General features: G+C 60.6%; 20 protein-coding genes and 1 tRNA gene. 7 read left to right on the forward strand and 14 right to left on the reverse strand.

The features are described from left to right. Positions 1-18 precede the first annotated feature (18 nt). The 5 genes from F3K02_RS02200 to F3K02_RS02220 are packed head-to-tail and all read left to right on the forward strand — an operon-like array spanning position 19 to position 3711. A complete protein-coding gene (locus F3K02_RS02200; protein ID WP_177132876.1) occupies positions 19-1236 on the forward strand; it encodes a type II secretion system F family protein in 1218 nt (405 codons plus the stop codon). Continuing rightward, a complete protein-coding gene (locus F3K02_RS02205; protein ID WP_177132878.1) occupies positions 1236-2096 on the forward strand; it encodes a prepilin peptidase in 861 nt (286 codons plus the stop codon). The genes F3K02_RS02200 and F3K02_RS02205 overlap by 1 nt, the downstream gene beginning before the upstream one ends. Before the next feature lie 2 nt (positions 2097-2098). Next, positions 2099-2707, forward strand: coding sequence for a dephospho-CoA kinase (coaE, locus tag F3K02_RS02210; protein ID WP_177132880.1), 609 nt, complete (start codon positions 2099-2101; stop codon positions 2705-2707). Between the two features lie 43 nt (positions 2708-2750). Beyond that, positions 2751-3506, forward strand: coding sequence for a cell division protein ZapD (gene zapD, locus F3K02_RS02215; protein ID WP_177132882.1), 756 nt, complete (start codon positions 2751-2753; stop codon positions 3504-3506). A gap of 7 nt (positions 3507-3513) precedes the next feature. Continuing rightward, a complete protein-coding gene (locus F3K02_RS02220) occupies positions 3514-3711 on the forward strand; it encodes a DNA gyrase inhibitor YacG (protein WP_177132884.1) in 198 nt (65 codons plus the stop codon). 27 nt (positions 3712-3738) lie between these two features. On the opposite strand, the gene F3K02_RS02225 is transcribed toward F3K02_RS02220, so the two are convergent. The 5 genes from F3K02_RS02225 to F3K02_RS02245 form a co-directional block, all read right to left on the reverse strand. Beyond that, positions 3739-4191, reverse strand: a complete 453-nt coding sequence (locus F3K02_RS02225) for an NUDIX domain-containing protein (protein WP_177132886.1) — start codon at positions 4189-4191, stop codon at positions 3739-3741. Between the two features lie 20 nt (positions 4192-4211). Next, on the reverse strand, positions 4212-5093 hold the full coding sequence (locus F3K02_RS02230; RefSeq protein WP_177132888.1) for an ATP-binding protein: 882 nt from the start codon (positions 5091-5093) through the stop codon (positions 4212-4214). Between the two features lie 111 nt (positions 5094-5204). Further along, on the reverse strand, positions 5205-6452 hold the full coding sequence (gene argJ / locus F3K02_RS02235) for a bifunctional glutamate N-acetyltransferase/amino-acid acetyltransferase ArgJ (protein WP_177132889.1): 1248 nt from the start codon (positions 6450-6452) through the stop codon (positions 5205-5207). A gap of 127 nt (positions 6453-6579) precedes the next feature. Next, positions 6580-9339 (reverse strand): preprotein translocase subunit SecA, encoded by a 2760-nt coding sequence (gene secA / locus F3K02_RS02240; protein ID WP_177132891.1) that lies wholly within the window; start codon positions 9337-9339, stop codon positions 6580-6582. A 169-nt stretch (positions 9340-9508) separates the two neighbouring features. Continuing rightward, positions 9509-10459 carry a peptidoglycan DD-metalloendopeptidase family protein gene (locus F3K02_RS02245; protein WP_177132893.1) on the reverse strand — a complete coding sequence of 317 codons (951 nt, stop codon included), beginning with the start codon at positions 10457-10459 and terminating at the stop codon, positions 9509-9511. Between the two features lie 45 nt (positions 10460-10504). On the opposite strand from F3K02_RS02245, the gene F3K02_RS02250 reads away from it, so the two are divergent. After that, a complete protein-coding gene (locus F3K02_RS02250) occupies positions 10505-10819 on the forward strand; it encodes a DciA family protein (protein ID WP_177132895.1) in 315 nt (104 codons plus the stop codon). Between the two features lie 57 nt (positions 10820-10876). Here F3K02_RS02250 and F3K02_RS02255 read toward each other — a convergent pair. From F3K02_RS02255 to petA, 6 genes are all read right to left on the reverse strand, one after another. Then, positions 10877-10952, reverse strand: a tRNA-Thr gene (locus F3K02_RS02255). Between the two features lie 19 nt (positions 10953-10971). After that, positions 10972-11493 carry a ClpXP protease specificity-enhancing factor gene (locus F3K02_RS02260; protein ID WP_177132897.1) on the reverse strand — a complete coding sequence of 174 codons (522 nt, stop codon included), beginning with the start codon at positions 11491-11493 and terminating at the stop codon, positions 10972-10974. 55 nt (positions 11494-11548) lie between these two features. Next, a complete protein-coding gene (locus F3K02_RS02265) occupies positions 11549-12160 on the reverse strand; it encodes a glutathione S-transferase N-terminal domain-containing protein (protein ID WP_177132899.1) in 612 nt (203 codons plus the stop codon). Between the two features lie 121 nt (positions 12161-12281). Continuing rightward, positions 12282-13040 (reverse strand): cytochrome c1, encoded by a 759-nt coding sequence (locus F3K02_RS02270; protein WP_177132901.1) that lies wholly within the window; start codon positions 13038-13040, stop codon positions 12282-12284. A gap of 31 nt (positions 13041-13071) precedes the next feature. Continuing rightward, positions 13072-14481, reverse strand: a complete 1410-nt coding sequence (locus F3K02_RS02275) for a cytochrome b (RefSeq protein WP_177132903.1) — start codon at positions 14479-14481, stop codon at positions 13072-13074. Between the two features lie 36 nt (positions 14482-14517). Further along, positions 14518-15123, reverse strand: coding sequence for a ubiquinol-cytochrome c reductase iron-sulfur subunit (gene petA / locus F3K02_RS02280; RefSeq protein WP_177132905.1), 606 nt, complete (start codon positions 15121-15123; stop codon positions 14518-14520). A gap of 251 nt (positions 15124-15374) precedes the next feature. Here petA and mscL point away from each other — a divergent pair, with 251 nt between their 5' ends. Beyond that, positions 15375-15803: a large conductance mechanosensitive channel protein MscL gene (gene mscL, locus F3K02_RS02285; protein ID WP_281362701.1), complete on the forward strand. Its 429-nt coding sequence runs from the start codon at positions 15375-15377 to the stop codon at positions 15801-15803. 57 nt (positions 15804-15860) lie between these two features. On the opposite strand, the gene pdxA is transcribed toward mscL, so the two are convergent. From pdxA to F3K02_RS02300, 3 genes are all read right to left on the reverse strand, one after another. Beyond that, positions 15861-16868, reverse strand: a complete 1008-nt coding sequence (gene pdxA, locus F3K02_RS02290; protein WP_343066951.1) for a 4-hydroxythreonine-4-phosphate dehydrogenase PdxA — start codon at positions 16866-16868, stop codon at positions 15861-15863. 68 nt (positions 16869-16936) lie between these two features. Next, positions 16937-17713: a Nif3-like dinuclear metal center hexameric protein gene (locus F3K02_RS02295; protein ID WP_177132909.1), complete on the reverse strand. Its 777-nt coding sequence runs from the start codon at positions 17711-17713 to the stop codon at positions 16937-16939. Between the two features lie 125 nt (positions 17714-17838). Further along, entirely contained in the window at positions 17839-17988 is a 150-nt protein-coding gene (locus F3K02_RS02300; protein ID WP_177132911.1) for a DUF3149 domain-containing protein, read from the reverse strand. Positions 17989-18062: the final 74 nt, after the last annotated feature.

Genomic DNA, 18062 nt, shown 5'->3' on the forward strand with positions numbered 1-18062 from the left:
CCACAACCCGAGGACCACATGGCAACCGCAGCATCCAAAAGCGTCAAGGACTTTGTTTTTGAATGGGAAGGCAAGGACCGCAACGGCAAGCAGGTGCGGGGAGAAACCAGAGCCGTTGGTGAAAACCAGGTTCTGGCGGCGTTGCGGCGGCAAGGCATTGTCCCCGGCAAGATCAAAAAGCGGCGGATGAGCTCCGGCAAGCGCATCAAGCCCAAAGACATAGCCATCTTCACCCGGCAACTGGCCACGATGATGAAGGCGGGTGTTCCCTTGCTCCAGTCATTCGATATTGTCGGCCGGGGCAACCCCAACCCCAGCGTCTCGAAGTTGCTCAATGACATCCGGTCCGATGTCGAAACCGGTACTTCGCTGAGTGCTGCATTCCGGAAAAACCCGCTCTATTTCGACAGCCTGTATTGCAACCTGGTTGAAGCGGGTGAAGCCGCCGGTATTCTGGAAGAACTGCTTGATCGATTGGCGGTCTACATGGAAAAGACCGAGGCCATCAAATCCAAGATCAAGTCGGCGTTGATGTACCCCATCGCCGTCATCATTGTGGCCTTCGTCGTCGTTGCGGTAATCATGATCTTCGTGATCCCAGCATTCGAGGAAGTGTTTACGGGTTTTGGCGCTGACCTGCCGGCGCCAACATTGCTCGTCATCGCAATTAGCAAGTTCTTCACTGAGTACTGGTGGCTGATTTTTGGTCTTCTGGGTGGCGGCACCTATTTCTTCATGCAAGCTTGGCGACGCAACGAAAAAGTCCAACATTTCATGGATCGATTGTTACTCAAGATGCCCATCTTTGGAGCCTTGGTCGAAAAATCCGTGATCGCCCGATGGACGCGAACCATGGCTACCATGTTTGCGGCCGGCGTCCCACTGGTCGAAGCGCTCGATTCAGTGGGCGGTGCATCGGGGAACTCGGTCTATGCGATTGCCACCGACAAGATCCAGCAGGAAGTCTCCACCGGCACCAGTCTGACGAACGCCATGACGAATGCCAACATCTTTCCCTCCATGGTCCTGCAGATGTGCGCCATTGGTGAGGAGTCCGGCTCCATCGACCACATGCTGGGCAAGGCAGCCGATTTTTATGAGGCCGAAGTGGACGACATGGTTGCCGGTCTTTCCAGCCTGATGGAACCCATCATCATCGTGATTCTGGGCACCATCATCGGGGGCATCGTGGTGTCGATGTATCTGCCGATCTTCAAACTGGGCCAAGTGGTTTGATGCTGATGGTGGAGGCGCTCGACGCCTTGGCGCTGGGTGCGCTCGGGCTTCTCGTGGGCAGTTTTTTGAACGTTGTGATCCACCGTCTGCCCAAAATGATGGCGCTGCGATGGGCGGCCGAATGTGCCGAGCTTCAAGGCCATTCATCCGAGGCACCTCCGACGGCGGAAGCGCCGCCGCGCTTCAACCTGATGACGCCCCGTTCGCGCTGCCCGCACTGCGGACACCAGATTCGTTGGTTCGAGAACATCCCGGTCCTGAGCTACATCGCCTTGCGTGGTCGATGCGCCAGCTGCGAAGCCCGTATCAGCCCACGGTACCCCATGATCGAATTGCTCAACGCAGCACTGTTTGCCTGGTGTGGCTGGCGCTGGGGACTGGGCTGGACCGCGCTGGCTTGGAGTGGTTTTGCAGCGGCTGTTTTGGCGCTGGCCTGCATCGACTGGGACACAACCCTGTTGCCAGACGACATCACCCTGCCCTTGCTGTGGGCCGGTCTTTGCGCGGCAGCGTTGGGGTTGAGCGGCACCACCCTGACCGATGCACTCTGGGGTTCGGTGGCTGGCTACCTCTCCCTGTGGATGGTGTATTGGGCCTTCAAACTGGCCACGGGCAAAGAAGGCATGGGCTATGGCGACTTCAAGTTGTTTGCCGCGCTCGGCACCTGGTTTGGCTGGCAGGCGCTGATCCCCGTCATCCTGATGGCATCGCTCATCGGCGCAGCCATCGGGATCGCACTCAAAGTGTTCAGCCAGCTGCGCGAGGGTGGCTACGTTCCGTTCGGCCCTTTTCTGGCGCTTGCCGGTCTGACGGCCATGATTTTCGGCCCCTCGTCCATTCTCGCCACCATCGGACTTTGAGCATGGCAGCCAAGCGTCCAGCGCTGCGACTGGGGCTGACGGGCGGTATCGGCAGCGGAAAAAGCACGGTGGCACAGCTGTTGCAGGAACGTGGTGCCACTGTCATCGATGCCGATGCCATCTCACGAGCGTGCACCCAACCCGGTGGCAGCGCCATGCCCGCCGTGATGCAATCGTTCGGCCCGGCTTTCATAACGCATGACGGTTCCCTGGACCGCCAACGCATGCGCGAACATGTCTTCACGAACCCGGATGCCCGTCGGTTGCTGGAGTCCATCGTGCACCCGTTGGTCGCTCAGGAAATCCAGCGCCAGGCGAAGGCCGCCACGTCCCACTGCCTGGTGTTTGACGTGCCGTTGCTTGTGGAATCGCCCCGCTGGCGGCCCCAGCTGGACCTCGTGCTGGTGGTGGATTGCGAGACAGCAACGCAGATTCGTCGGGTGGCTTCGCGCAGCGGCCTGGACCGGACAGCGATCGAAGGCATCATCAACAGTCAGAGTCCGCGCGAGAAGCGACTCGCAGCAGCAGACCTGGTGATCTTCAACAACGGCCATGAGACAGAGCCTTTGCGTCGAACCGTCGGGCAGCTCGCTGATCAGATCGGGCTATGATGAAAGGCCTGCCTACCAACGCCTTCTGCGAACCCCTGCCGCCGTGATCCTGTACGAATACCCCTTCAACGAACGCATTCGCACCTATCTGCGGCTGGAGCACCTGTTCCGGCGACTGGCGGAACTGCTGCCCCGCACGCAGGCGCTGGACCATCACTTTGCCATCCAGACCATTTTCGAGATCATGGATGTCGCATCCCGGGTCGACATGAAGTCGGATGTGCTCAAAGACATTGAGCGGCACAAACAACAGCTCAACAGCTACCGTGGCAACCCGGCGATCTCTGAGCGCGCTCTGGATGAAGTCATTGCGCAACTCGACACCTGCTTTGCCCAGCTCAACAACCTGCCTGGAAAAACCGGTCTGTCCTTGACCGAAAACGACTGGTTGATGAGCATCAGAAGCCGCATCGGCATCCCCGGTGGCACCTGCGAATTCGACCTCCCCGCCTACTTCCACTGGCAACATCACAGCGTTGAGCAGCGTCAAGCCGATCTGCAGCGCTGGGTCCAGACATTGGCCCCCCTGGCAGAAGCGGTTGTGCTGCTGCTGAAGATGCTGCGCGATTCAGGTTCACCGCAAAAGGTGGTGGCTCCGGGTGGTCAATTTCAACAGAATCTGCCCCAGGGTCGAACTTTTCAGCTGCTGCGTCTCGGCATCAATCCCTCATTCGGGTTGATTCCGGAAATCAGCGGCAACCGGCTGTTGCTGTCGGTTCGATTGATGCGCCAGGGCGACGACGAACGCCTGCATCTGGCCCAGGAAGATGCATCTTTCGAGTTGACGCTCTGCGCCTGAAGCATTGATGCCGGAACCCGAATTCACCGTGAAAACCGTTGCATGCCCGGCCTGCAACGGTCCCAGCATCTACGCTCCCAGCAACATCTACCGACCGTTCTGCAGTGAGCGCTGCAAGAACCTGGACCTCGGCGCCTGGGCCAGCGAACGCTTCAAACTGCCTGAACAAACCCCCAACATCGATCCCGATTTTGAGCAGATCTGACCTGGTCTGACGCCGCGTCTGACCGACTCAGGTGACCTGCTCTTCCATCAGCCATTCCAGCACCGGTACCGTGCCGGGCAGCACCGGTGAGCAGCGAACGGGCAAACGCTCCCAGGCAAACGCCTGGCCCTCGTGCATCTGCAACTCACCCGACCAGTCATGCACCTTGCAGAAGTGCAGCCGCACCAAGGCATGGGGATAGTCAACCAGTTTTTCGCGCCAAGGCAATGCGGCGCCGATCGTCAAACCGATCTCTTCGATCAACTCGCGGCGCAAGGCCTGCTCCACCGTTTCCCCAGCTTCCAACTTGCCGCCCGGAAACTCCCAATACCCTGCGTACACCTTGCCTTCGGGTCGGCTTGTGAGCAAGAATTCACCGCCGGGTGCGATCAACACCCCGACCGCCACGTCAACGATGGGACGCTCGGGCGACGCGTCGCGCGTGCGTTCCGCATCCACCACCAGCACCGGATCGTTCATGGTTTTGGCCCGGGCACCGGTCAGGTATTTCCTGCGGCATGGGTGCCCGCATAGTCGCGGGCAAACTGGTAGGCCACGCGGCCACTGCGGGACCCGCGCTCCAGTGCCCAGACCAGCGCTTGAGGCCGTGCCGCCTCAGTGTCAGTGGGCGAAATGCCGAACGCTGAAAGCCACTGAGCCACGATGCTCAGGTACTCGTCCTGACTGAACGGGTAGAAGCTCACCCAGAGACCAAAGCGCTCGGACAGAGAAATCTTTTCTTCCACCACCTCGCCCGGATGCACTTCACCATCGGGTGTGTGCGTGTAGCTGAGGTTTTCCTTCATGTACTCGGGCAGCAGGTGGCGGCGGTTGCTGGTGGCGTAGATCAGGACGTTCTGCCCGGCGGCAGATACCGAACCATCCAGAATCGACTTGAGCGCCTTGTAGCCGGGCTCCCCATCTTCGAAGCTGAGGTCATCGCAAAACACGATGAAGCGCTCGGGACAATCGGCCACCACATCGACGATGTCGGGCAGATCCACCAGATCGGCTTTGTCCACCTCGATCAGTCGAAGGCCCTGGCCCGCATACTCATTGAGACAGGCCTTGACCAGCGACGACTTGCCGGTGCCACGCGCCCCGGTCAGCAACACGTTGTTGGCTGGCAGGCCTTTCACGAATTGCAGGGTGTTTCGCTGAATCTTGTCTTTCTGGCCGTCAATTTCCTGGAGATCGTCCAGGCGCATGTGGGCCACATGCCGCACCGGCTCCAGCACACCGTGGCCACCGCTGCGTTTGCGGTAGCGGTAGGCCACCGAGGCCTTCCAGTCCGGCGCACCCAGCGGTTGGGGCAGTACCGTTTCGATGCGGGTGATCAGCTGTTCGGCCCGTTCGATCAGGCGTTCAAATTTTTCGTTCATCGCAAGCCCTCAGCGCACAAGGAAACCTTCCAGAGACATCGCAGAACCGGCCTTGCCGGGCTGCAGATGTCGCCCCCTGAGGGGGCCCGCGTACAGCGCGGCGGGAGAGGGTCAAGATCTGTAGTCGGCGTTGATCGTCACGTAATCGTGGCTGAAGTCGCACGTCCAGACCGTCTCCACCGCCGTCCCGCGGCCGAGACCAATGCGGACCAGGATCTCGGCTCCCTTCATCACACGCTGGCCGTCTTCCTCGCGGTAGTCCGGATGGCGACCGCCCGCCGTGACCACGTGCACGTCACCCAGGTGCAGCTCGATCCGGGTGGCATCCAGATCGGCAATGCCGGCGTACCCGACCGCCGCCAGGATGCGACCAAGATTCGGATCACTGGCAAAAAAGGCCGTCTTGACCAACGGCGAATGGGCCACCGCATAAGCGACCTGCAGACATTCGGCCGATGAGCCCCCACCCTCCACCCGCACGGTGATGAACTTGGTTGCGCCTTCGCCATCTCGCACGATGGCGTGGGCCAGAAACTGGGCCACCTCGGTCATTGCAACCAGCAAGGCCTGCCCCTCGGGGCTGTCCAGCGAAGTTACCAAGGCATTGCCGGCCTGGCCCGTGGCCACCACCACGAAGGAATCGTTGGTGGAGGTGTCTCCATCCACCGTCACGCGATTGAACGAACTGTCGGCCAAGCGCTTGGCCAGCGAGTTCATCAAGGCAGGCGCCACGGCTGCGTCGGTGGCCACGTAGCCCAGCATGGTCGCCATGTTGGGCCGGATCATGCCGGCGCCCTTGGCAATGCCGCTCACCGTCACGGTCTTGCCACCCACCACAGTCTGACGGCTGATGGCTTTGGGCTGGGTGTCGGTGGTCATGATCCCCTCAGCCGCCTTGAGCCATTGCGAACCGGTGGCACCCTCCGCGCCACCAGCATCCGACAACGCAGCAGGCAGTCCGGCCAGCAGACGGTCCAGAGGCAAGGGCTCCATGATCACGCCGGTGGAAAAGGGCAGCACCTGCTCGTGCGGCACGCCCAGAGCCAGCGCCAGGGCGTTGGCGGTCTGGCGCGCGTTCTGCAGCCCCGGCTCCCCCGTCCCGGCATTGGCGTTGCCCGTGTTGATGACCATGGCACGGATGCCCTGCCCCGCCGCCAAGTGATCCCGACACACCTGGACTGGCGCCGCTGCGTAGCGGTTTTGCGTGAAAACAGCGCCAACTGCAGAGCCCTCATCCAGGAGAAACACAGTCAGGTCTTTGCGATTGGCCTTGCGGATCCCCGCTTCGGCGACGCCAATGCGCACACCGGCAACCGGCAACAGATCCTCGGCTTGGGGTGCGGTGTAGTTCACAGCCATGGCAACAGACTCCAGATTGAGAAACGCAAAGATCGAAGGGTATTCACGCCAGAACCCCAAGGCACTGGCTTGGCCAGGCCGCGGGCCGCTGTCCCCCTGAGAGGGGGCGTCAGCCGCGCAAGGGGGATCAAGTCAGCAAACCGTGGCAGTGCTTGTATTTTTTTCCACTGCCACACGGACATGGGTCGTTGCGCCCAACACGGGCCACGGCAGGGTCACTGCCTGCAGGGCCTGCATCACCGGCGCCGGGCCGGCTCTCGACGTCGCCCGTTTCGGTGGGCGCGGTGTAGGTCACATTGGCGATCTGTTCGCCACGTGCTTCCATCTGCTCGGCCTCTTCAGTGATCTGTTCTGCCGACTGCACGCGCACATTCATGAGAATGCGGCTGACATCGTTCTTCACGCTGTCGAGCAACTGACCAAACAGCACAAAAGCTTCGCGCTTGTATTCCTGTTTTGGCTGTTTCTGCGCGTAGCCGCGCAGATGAATGCCTTGACGCAGGTAGTCCAGCGCGGACAGGTGTTCGCGCCATTGGCTGTCGATGGTCTGCAGCAGCACCATGCGCTCGAACTGGGTGAAGTTCTCCTCACCCACCATGCCGACCTTCTGATCAAACACGCCCTTGGCCGCGACCAGCACACGCTCGACAATTTCTTCGGCATCGATGGACTCGGCATCCGAAACCCACGAAGCGACAGGTGCATCGACCGACCACTGCTCGCGCAACACGCGCTCCAGACCCGGCAGATCCCACTGTTCTTCCACGCTGCCTTCGGGCACGTATTCGCGCACCAGGTCGGTGAAGCAGCCATCGCGCAACGAATCGATCTGGGCGCGCAGGCTTTCCGCGTCGAGGATGTCGTTGCGCTGCTGGTAGATCACCTTGCGCTGGTCGTTCGACACGTCGTCGTATTCGAGCAGCTGCTTGCGGATGTCGAAGTTGCGCGCCTCAACCTTGCGCTGCGCGCTCTCGATGCTGCGCGTGACGATGCCGGCCTCGATCGCCTCCCCCTCGGGCATCTTCAGGCGTTCCATGATGGCGCGCACCTTGTCGCCAGCGAAGATGCGCATCAGCGAATCGTCCAGGCTCAGGTAGAAGCGCGATGAGCCCGGGTCGCCCTGACGGCCCGAGCGCCCGCGCAACTGGTTGTCGATGCGGCGGCTCTCGTGGCGCTCGGTGGCGATGATGCGCAGACCACCCAGCGCCTTGACCTTTTCGTGGTCCAGCTGCCATTGCTGGCGCAGCGATTCGACGCGCGAGACCTTGGTCGCTTCGTCGAGCGACTCGTCGCCCTCGATGGCCGCGGTCATCTTCTCCAGGTTGCCGCCGAGCACGATATCGGTGCCGCGACCCGCCATGTTGGTGGCGATGGTGATGGCACCGGGGCGCCCGGCCTGGACAATGATGTCGGCCTCGCGGGCGTGCTGCTTGGCGTTGAGCACCTCGTGAGGCAGGTTTTCCTTCACCAGCAGCGCGGCAATGATTTCCGAGTTTTCGATCGATGAAGTCCCCACCAGCACCGGCTGGCCACGCTCATGGCACTCGCGGATGTCTTCGATGGCGGCGGCGTATTTTTCCGGTGTCGTCTTGTACACGCGGTCGAGCTGGTCGGTGCGTTTGCTGACCCGGTTGGGTGGAATCACCACCGTTTCCAGTCCGTAGATTTCCTGGAATTCGTAGGCTTCGGTGTCGGCCGTGCCGGTCATGCCCGAGAGCTTGCTGTAGAGGCGGAAATAGTTCTGGAACGTGATGGAAGCCAGCGTCTGGTTTTCCGGCTGGATCGCGACGCCCTCCTTCGCCTCCACCGCCTGGTGCAGGCCATCGCTCCAGCGGCGGCCCGACATCAGTCGCCCGGTGAACTCGTCCACGATGACGATCTCGCCACCCTGGTTCACATAGTGCTGATCCCGGTGATAGAGGTGGTGTGCTTTCAGCGAAGTCACCAGGTGGTGCATCAGGGCAATGTTCGCCGGGTCGTAGAGCGATGCGCCCTCGGGCAGCAGGCCGGCCTGGCTGAGCAGACGCTCGGCGTTCTCGTGACCCTGTTCGGTCATGTGGATCGCGTGCGATTTTTCATCAACCGTGAAGTCGCCCGGCTTGGTCACGCCCTCACCGGTGCGCGGATCGGCCTCACCCTCCTGTCGGGTCAGGTGCGGGATCAGTTGCTTGATCGCCATGTAAACCTGCGTCTGGTCTTCCGCCTGGCCGCTGATGATCAGCGGCGTGCGGGCCTCGTCGATCAGGATCGAGTCCACCTCGTCCACGATGGCGTAGTTGAGCCCCCGTTGCACGCGGTCACCGGCCTCGTAGACCATGTTGTCGCGCAGGTAGTCGAACCCGTACTCGTTGTTGGTGCCGTAGGTGATGTCAGCGCGGTAGGCCGCCTGCTTCTCTTCGCGCGGCGCCTGCGGCAAATTGATACCCACCGTGAGTCCGAGGAAGGTGTAGAGCCTGCCCATCCACTGGGCATCGCGGCTGGCCAGGTAGTCGTTGACCGTCACCACGTGCACACCTTTGCCGGTGAGCGCGTTCAGGTACACCGGCAACGTGGCGGTCAATGTCTTGCCCTCACCCGTGCGCATTTCAGCCACCTTGCCATGGTGCAATGCCAGGCCACCGACCAGCTGCACATCGAAATGGCGCATCTTCATCACACGCTTGCTGGCTTCACGCACCAACGCAAACGCCTCCGGCAACACCGACTCCAACGCCTCACCATCCGCTATGCGGCGCTTGAAAACTTCGGTCTGGGCCTTGATGTCTTCGTCACTGAGTTTTTCGAACTGCGGTTCAAGGCCATTGATCCGCTCCACCGTTTTGCGATAGGTCTTGAGCAAGCGGTCGTTGCGACTACCAAATATTTTGGTGAGAATGTTTGTGGCCATACATGCGGGCCTGCACCGACAACGTGCCAAGACGTGCCGGACAGGCAAAAGGGAATCGGAGGGCTCTTGCCAGCGGTTGCTGCACAAAGGCGGTAAACCCCTGATGTGCCTGCAAATGCTGCTCTTTCAAGAGCAAAGTGGGGATTTTAACTGGCGCACCAAGGCGCACTCACTGCTTGCGCGGACCTCTCGGTGCCAGCTGCGCTGCCGCGAGGTTTTCGCCTGCGTCCAGGAAACGCCTGGGATCTTGCACAACCCCTGATACCCAGACCTCAAAATGCAGATGAGGTCCTGTCGATCGCCCGGTGGAGCCAACCTCTGCGATCTTCTGCCCCCGCTTGACGATATCGCCCTTCCTGACCAAGACGCGGGAGGAATGTGCGTAGCGGGTGATCAGATCGTTGCCGTGATCGATTTCCACCATGTTCCCATACGCAGGGTGGACCTCCTGCACCACCACCACACCGCCTGCTGCAGCGAGGATCGGGGTTCCCGTGTCCGCGGGAAAATCCAGTCCCGTGTGCATGGCCGAACGCCCGGTGATGGGATCAATGCGGAAACCGAACGGAGAACCCACCTGGCCCCCCTGCACAGGCTCCTCGGTGGGCACCATGGTGCGCAGAATCTTCTGATCAAACAGGCGGGATTCCACTACGGTCAACCAATCGACTCTCGAACCGGTGTTGCGATCGAGCTGGTCCATGGCCGCCATCAGTTCATCGACTGTCAGATCACGACCGCCCACCAGCGCACCCCCTGAACCCGCGGGAAGCTTGAATTCCTGGGGATTGATGCCCGCCAGGCCCGCCACACGCTCGCCTAGCGATTCAATTTGCACCATGCGGCCTTGCATCTCGCCCAGCTTGCGCGCCATCGCATCCAGGTTCTCGCGCATGTAGAGTTCCTTGGAGTCGAGTTCGCCTTGTGTCACCAGACGCGCCACAGAACCAAAACCGGGCCAGCCCTGGCGAACACCTTCCAGAAAGACCCAGTGGTAAGCAGCCACCGCGCCCAGCATCATCAAGAGGGATGCGAACGCCCCCATGGCAACCAGTCTGATACCGTTCAGGTGCAACGCCCGACTCTTGGCGAGCCAGGCATCCGTGATAATGATGTGCACGTTTCAAACCTTTCTGACGGTAACGGGTCAGCCCCGAGATACCCCATGCCCGAACACCGATTTCAGACCCAGTTCAGCCTGGAGCAAGCGGCCAGTGCCGCCCCCACGCTGGCCGCATTGCGCGAACGAATCCGCGAATCCCAACAGTGCCTGGAACAGATCCAGCACCTGATTCCGGCTGCACTGCGGCGTCAGGTTCAGGCCGGCCCCATACATGAAACCGAATGGTGTCTGCTGGTCAGCAGCGCCGCCGCCTCAACCAAATTGCGCCAGTTGCTTCCTACCCTGCAGCAGACCCTCACGCACCAAGGTGCGCGCGTCAGCAGTATTCGAATCAAGGTACAGACACCTCAACGCTGAATCGTGCGCAGAGAGTAGCCCTGTCTCGCAACACCGAAACCCGAACACCCTTCAAAATGGTGCCGCTTGTCTGACTCGAACAGACGACCTATCGCTTACAAGGCGAGTGCTCTACCAACTGAGCTAAAGCGGCGGGTATTCAGCTGTTGATTTTACTTGACCCGTTTGAGCGTCGGACGCCCACCACCCTGGTTAGGACCACGGGGTGGCGGTTCATCCGTCGCCGCAGATGTGGCCTCTGCCGTTTGATCACTGGGCACCGCGCGCAGATTGGCCCGCTCGGCGTCTTCGCTTCGAACAGGCGCCAACACCGCTTCCGAAGACGGAAGGCCGGCAAAGCTGCCCGCAGCGGGTGCAGGAAACGCCATGCCTTGTCCATTTTCGCGCGCATAGATCGCAACAACGTGATCGATGGGAACCACGATCTCCCGCGCAACGCCACCAAACCGGGCCTTGAACTCGATGAACTCATTGCCCAAGCGCAACGAGCTGGTCGCGTCGAAACTCACATTGAGGACGATTTCGCCATTCTTCACAAACTCCATCGGTACCCTCACAGACCCATCCACCTGGACGGCGATGTAGGGTGAAAACCCGTTATCGACACACCACTCGTGCAACGCGCGGATGAGGTAAGGACGGGTGGAAGGGCTGTCCTGATCAGGGAGGCTCATGGATGTATGAAGGTCTGTCTCGTCAACAGGCCATGGCGAAAGCCGCCACGACCCATCACTTGCGCATGACCTTTTCAGATGGCGTCAGTGCTTCAATGTAGGCCGGGCGCGAAAAAATCCGTTCGGAGTACTTGAGCAGCGGCGCTGCATTCTTGCTCAGTTCGATGCCATAGAAGTCCAGACGCCAGAGCAACGGCGCGATGGCCACATCGAGCATTGAGAAGTTGTCACCCAGCATGAACTTGTTCTTCAGGAACACTGGCGCGAGCTGGGTCAGGCGGTCACGGATGTGGGCTCGTGCCTTTTCCAGCGCCTTGTCGTTGCCTTTCGTGCTGCGAGATTCCAGCACGGACACATGGGCAAACAGCTCCTTCTCGAAGTTCAGCAAAAACAGCCGCACGCGTGCACGATCCACCGGGTCACCGGGCATCAGCTGGGGGTGGGGGAAGCGCTCATCAATGTACTCGTTGATGATGTTCGATTCGTACAGGATCAGGTCACGCTCAACCAGAATGGGCACCTGGCCATAGGGGTTCATGACGCTGATGTCTTCGGGCTTGTTGTACAGGTCCACATCGCGGATCTCGAAATCCATGCCCTTCTCAAACAGGACAAAGCGGCAGCGGTGGGAATAGGGACAAGTCGTGCCCGAATACAAAACCATCATAGAGGAGTCTCCTTAATGCAAAAACAGTGGCCGACCTGACCGCTCGTGTGCGGCAACAGGCCAACCACTGTGGATTTTCAGGCCATTCGGATCAAACCGGAAGCCCGAAGCGGTGCGTGAGTTACTTAACGTCTTTCCAGAAAGAGGCATTCAGACGCCATGCCACCACGGTGAACAGCGCCAGAAAGAGCATCACCCAGACGCCCAGGCGCACCCGGGTATTTTGGGCTGGTTCGCCCATCCATTGCAGGTAGGCCACCAGATCGCCCACATTCTGATCGTATTCAGCTGCGCTCAAGGTACCCGCTTTGCCCGGCTCCCAACCCTTGAGGACGTCCACTTCGTGACCATGGCTGGTTACCTTTTCCATGACGGGCTTGCGCTCGCCCTGAAGCTCCCAGAGCGGATGGGGCATACCGATGTTCGGAAACACCAGGTTGTTCCAGCCAGTGGGCTTGGTTTCGTCGCGGTAATAGCTGCGCAGCAGGGTGTAGAGGTAGTCCGCACCGGAATAACCAGCACCGGAACGCGAGCGCGCGATCACGGTCAGGTCGGGCGGATTGGCACCGAACCACTCTTTCGCTTGGCGGGGATCGATCGAGGCCTTCATCGTGTCACCGATCTTGTCGGTGGCGAAAGTCAGGTTCTCCGCGATCTGTTTGTCGGTCAGGCCAATGTCGCGCAGCCGGTTGTAGCGCATGAAGGCCGCCGAATGGCAGCTCAGGCAGTAGTTGACAAAGATCTTGGCGCCGTTTTGCAGCGCGGCCACGTCGTTGGTTCGGTTGGGCGCCTTTTCAATTGGCACGCCAAAACCGCCTGCAGCCAGTGCGCTGGTCGAAAGCCCCAGAGCCAGTGCAAAGCCCAGAAGGATTTTTTTCATTTGCTTGATTCTCCGCTTGTGCTGGTGTGTCTCAGTGAGGCTTGAAGTTGATCCGGCTCGGCACCGGCTTGAACTCGCCGAGCCGACTCCACCAGGGCATCAGCAGGAAGAAGCCAAAGTAGAACAGGGTACCGACCTGCGAAACACGCTCACCCACGGGCGACGGCGGCAACACACCCAGGTAGCCCAGGATCAGGAAGTTGATGACGAACACGGCATACAACCACTTGTTCCAGTTCGGGCGGTAGCGGATCGACTTGACGGGGCTGTTGTCCAGCCAAGGCAGGAAGAACAGGATGATCACGGCGCCACCCATGGCGACCACACCCCAGAACTTGGCATCAATGGCCATCATCAGCGCCACGAGCACCACGGCACCACCCACCACAGCGCCCTTCATGATGAGGCTGAGTTTGGCTTTCGCCACGCCCAGCAACGCGCCCAGCAACACACAGGCGATCAGGGCATACATCATTTCACTGGTGATCGCACGCAGCATCGAATAGAACGGCGTGAAGTACCAGACCGGCGCAATGTGCAGCGGCGTCACCAGCGGATCGGCCGGGATGAAGTTGTTGAACTCCAGGAAGTAGCCGCCGAACTCGGGCGCAAAGAACACGATCGCCGAGAACACCATCAGGAACAACGACACGCCAAAGATGTCGTGCACGCTGTAATAGGGGTGGAAGGGAATGCCATCGACCGGATGACCATGGGCGTCTCTCGGCGCGCCGGGGCCCTTGATCTCTACGCCGTCCGGGTTGTTGGAACCCACTTCGTGCAGCGCAATGATGTGCGCCACCACCAAGCCCAGCAGCACCAGCGGCACGGCGATCACGTGGAAGCTGAAGAAGCGGTTGAGCGTGGCATCACCGACCACAAAGTCACCGCGGATCAGCAGAGCCAGATCGGGACCAACAAAAGGGATGGCCGAGAACAGGTTCACGATCACCTGGGCGCCCCAGTAGGACATCTGGCCCCAGGGCAGCAGGTAACCCATGAACGCTTCAGCCATCAGCACCAGGAAGATGGCGCAACCGAACACCCAAACCAGTTCACGTGGCTTGCGGTACGAGCCGTAAATCAGGCCCCGGTACATGTGCAGGTAGACCACGATGAAGAACGCCGATGCGCCCGTGGAGTGCATGTAGCGGATCAACCAGCCCCAGGGCACGTCGCGCATGATGTACTCGACCGAGGCGAACGCGAGGTTGGCATCGGGCTTGTAGTGCATCACCAGGAAGATGCCGGTGACGATCTGGATCACCAGCACCAGCAGGGCCAGCGAGCCAAAGATGTACCACCAGTTGAAGTTTTTTGGTGCGTAGTACTCGGCCATGTGCTCATTGAAGAGCTTGGACAGCGGGAACCGGTTATCGACCCAGTTCAGTGCTTTCTGGCCCAGCGGGGCGTCGGGGGAAATTTCTTTGAATTCAGCCATGGATTGCCTCTGTGGTCGGTTGCCTGCGGGTGCCGGTCAGGCCTTTTCTTCGCCAATCAGCAGCGTCGTGTCTGAAAGGTAGTAGTGGGGCGGCACTTCCAGGTTGTCAGGGGCCGGCTTGTTCTTGAACACGCGACCGGCCACGTCGAAAGTGGAACCATGACAGGCACACAGGAAGCCGCCAACCCAGTCGTCCGGCAGCGATGGCTGCGGGCCGGGCGTGAGCTTGTCGCCGGGCGAGCAGCCCAAGTGGGTGCAGATGCCGACACCGACAAAGACCTCGGGCTTGATCGAGCGGTGACGGTTCAGCGCGTACGCGGGTGTCGGAACCGACTTGCGCTCGGAATTGGGATCGGCCAGCTGCGGCTCGATTTTCTCCAGATCGGCCAGCTGCTTTTCGCTGCGACGCATGATCCAGACCGGCTTGCCGCGCCATTCGGCCACCATCTTGGTGCCGGGCGCCAGGCCGGAAATATCCACTTCAACAGCCGCCCCTGCCGCCTTGGCTCGTTCGGAAGGCTGAAACGTGCTCACAAAAGGAACGGCGACGGCAGCTGCTCCCACACCACCCATGGCGCAGGATGTGATCAGCCACGTGCGGCGGCTGTTGTCCACAGTCGCATCAACGGTTGCTTCACTCATGAGGATCTTTCAATGACGGTTCGTGACGGAAATACTAGGGGCAACCCTGCATTGTACCGGAGCGTAACAAGGCCATTTTTGGCTGCCCAAGGCACTTCGCGCCGTATTGTGGCTTCGCGCCGGAACCCGGCTGTTGACCTGAGTCAGTGGTTGGAATTGAAGGACCAGCACTTAAGCGCCCCATGGGAAAATGATTTCGCTGGCACAGGAAGTGGCCAGGCTGTTGTTCAACCATCTTCAGAGGTATCGGCATGGGCATGATGCAGGAATTCAAGGAGTTTGCCGTCAAAGGCAACGTGATCGACTTGGCGGTCGGCGTGATCATTGGTGGCGCGTTTGGCAAGATCGTCGGCTCCCTGGTGGAAGACGTGATCATGCCCATCGTGGGGTCCATCTTCGGCAAACTGGATTTCACAAATCTCTACGTCGCCTTGGGCACGGTGCCTGAAGGGACAGCACCCACACTGGCTGCGCTCAAGGAGGCGGGCGTGCCTACCCTGGCCTATGGAAACTTCATCACCGTCGCCATCAACTTCTTGATTCTTGCGTTCATCATTTTCGTGATGGTCAAACAGATCAACCGTTTGAAGCGTGACGAACCAGCTGCGCCAGCAGCACCTGCACCCACCCCCGAAGAGGTGGTGTTGCTGCGCGAGATCCGCGACAGCCTGCGCAAGTAAACGTCCGCGGGGAAACACAAAAGAGAGAAGCCGCGTCAACGCGGCTTCTCTCTTTTTTTATATAGAACTTGATGCAGTCATCTGCAGCGCGGCGTCGATCGCTGCCAACAGGCTGGCGGCACTCGCACGCCCGGTTCCGGCCAAGTCGAAGGCCGTACCGTGGTCGGGACTGGTGCGCACAAACGGCAGTCCCAAAGTGGTGTTCACACCGTGCTCCAGCCCCAGCAGCTTCACCGGAATGAGTCCCTGGTCGTGGTACATGGCCACCACCACATCAAAACCGCCCTGACGGGCCCGCATGAACACCGTGTCGGGTGCATGCGGCCCGCTGACCAGCATTCCTTCTTTCACCGCTTGTTGCACGGCCGGCGCGATGATGTCAAGCTCTTCCCCCCCAAACAGCCCGCCTTCACCTGCGTGCGGGTTGAGCCCCGCCACGGCGATGCGCGCCAGCGGCAGGCCGCACAGGCGAAAATGCGCGTGGGTGATCCTCAGCGTCTGCAAGATGCGCTCCACCGTCACCGCCTCCAGCGCCTGCCGCAGCGAAACATGGATGCTCACGAGCACCGTGCGCAGCCCGGGGCAACTCAGCATCATGCGCACCGGCAAGGCGTCAACGGACACACCTTGGTGCGCGGCAGCCAGCGCCTGAAGGAACTCTGTGTGGCCCGGGTGCGAGACCCCAGCCGCGGCCAGCGCCTCCTTGTGGATGGGTGCGGTCACCACCGCCCTGGCCGCCCCCTTGAGCGCCGCTTCGGCCGCAAACCGGATGCAATCAGCCGCCGCCCTGCCCGCCAGCGCGTCTATCCGCCCCCAGGCTACAGGCTGCTGCAACTTGCAGGCCTGAATGATAGACACATGACCCTCAGTCATTTCACCCCAGTGTGAGAGGTCGGGAATTTGAACAAAACCCAGCGTCGCACGATCATCATTCGCATCGGTTGCCAGTGCCGCGCGTTCCAGCGTCGCCATGTCGCCCACCACCACCAGTTGGCGCCGCAGCTCTGGCCGTTCGCGCAAAGCTTTTGCAATGATTTCGGGTCCAATGCCCGCGGGATCACCCATGGTCACCAACACAGGGATGTGCGGTGCGGTTGACACTTGCTCTGATGAATTCATACCGCCACCCAGGCTCAGGCCGGATTGGGAATGTCGATAAAGACGTGTTGCAAACCCAGCTCTGCGGCCACATGGCCTGCCACTGCCGGTGCGCCGTAACGTTCGGAGGCATGGTGCCCGCAGGCGATATAAGCCACGCCGCATTCCCGGGCATAGTGGGCTTGTGGTTCTGAGATTTCGCCGGTGATGAACACGTCGGCACCTGCCGCAATGGCGGATTCGAAATACCCTTGAGCACCGCCAGTGCACAGGGCGATCCGTTCAATGGGTCGGTCCGGCTCGGCCACCATGGTCACCGGCCGACCCAGCACCTGGGCGACATGCTCAGCCAGCGCGGACGCAGAAGCCATGGCGTGCCGGCCCAGGAAGCCCAGAGACTGCTCACCAAACCGGCTTTCGGGGCCCTCGTGCAGTTCAATGCCCAATTGCCGGGCCAACTGCGCATTGTTGCCCAGCACGGGGTGGGCATCGAGCGGCAAATGGTAGGCGAACAGGTTGATATCGTGCGTCAGCAAGCGAGCCAGGCGTTGCTTCATCCATCCGGTGACCCGCCCATCCTGCCCCCGCCAGAAAAGACCATGGTGGACCAGGATGGCATCGGCGTTTTCCGCGATGGCGGCATCGATCAAAGCCAGGCTCGCGGTGACACCGGAAACCAGCTTCCTCACTTCGCCTCGCCCCTCCACCTGCAGTCCATTGGGTCCATGGTCGCGAAACAATGCGGGCTGCAACAGCCCGTCAAAGGACGACAGCAGGGTCGTGCGAGTGACGTGAGATTCTGGGGAGTTCATGAGCAGGGGGTCAACAAAGGCACCTGTCTGGCAAACGCACGATACGTCTGCCAAGTACGGGCCTTATTCTGACAGCCCCTGTGTCAAGCGGCGCCCTGACGCGGGCCCACTCGGGAACGGGACGCTCAGCGCTGGGCGCCTTGAGCCCGCTCGGATTCAGCCATCTTTCGCATGAAAAAGCGGTAGAACCAGATCGCCATACCGATCATGAAAAGGATGCCGGCAATGCTGAACAGGCCGTAGTCGGTTGAAAAAAGATCCGCCATGGCTTTCATTGGGTACTCCATTCCTTGCTTGATAGACCTTCATTGCAACCGGTGTGGGCATCACCCGCATTGACGTGCATCAA

The sequence above is a fragment of the Hydrogenophaga aromaticivorans genome, from assembly GCF_013387465.1.
GTDB classification, from domain to species: domain Bacteria; phylum Pseudomonadota; class Gammaproteobacteria; order Burkholderiales; family Burkholderiaceae_C; genus Hydrogenophaga; species Hydrogenophaga aromaticivorans.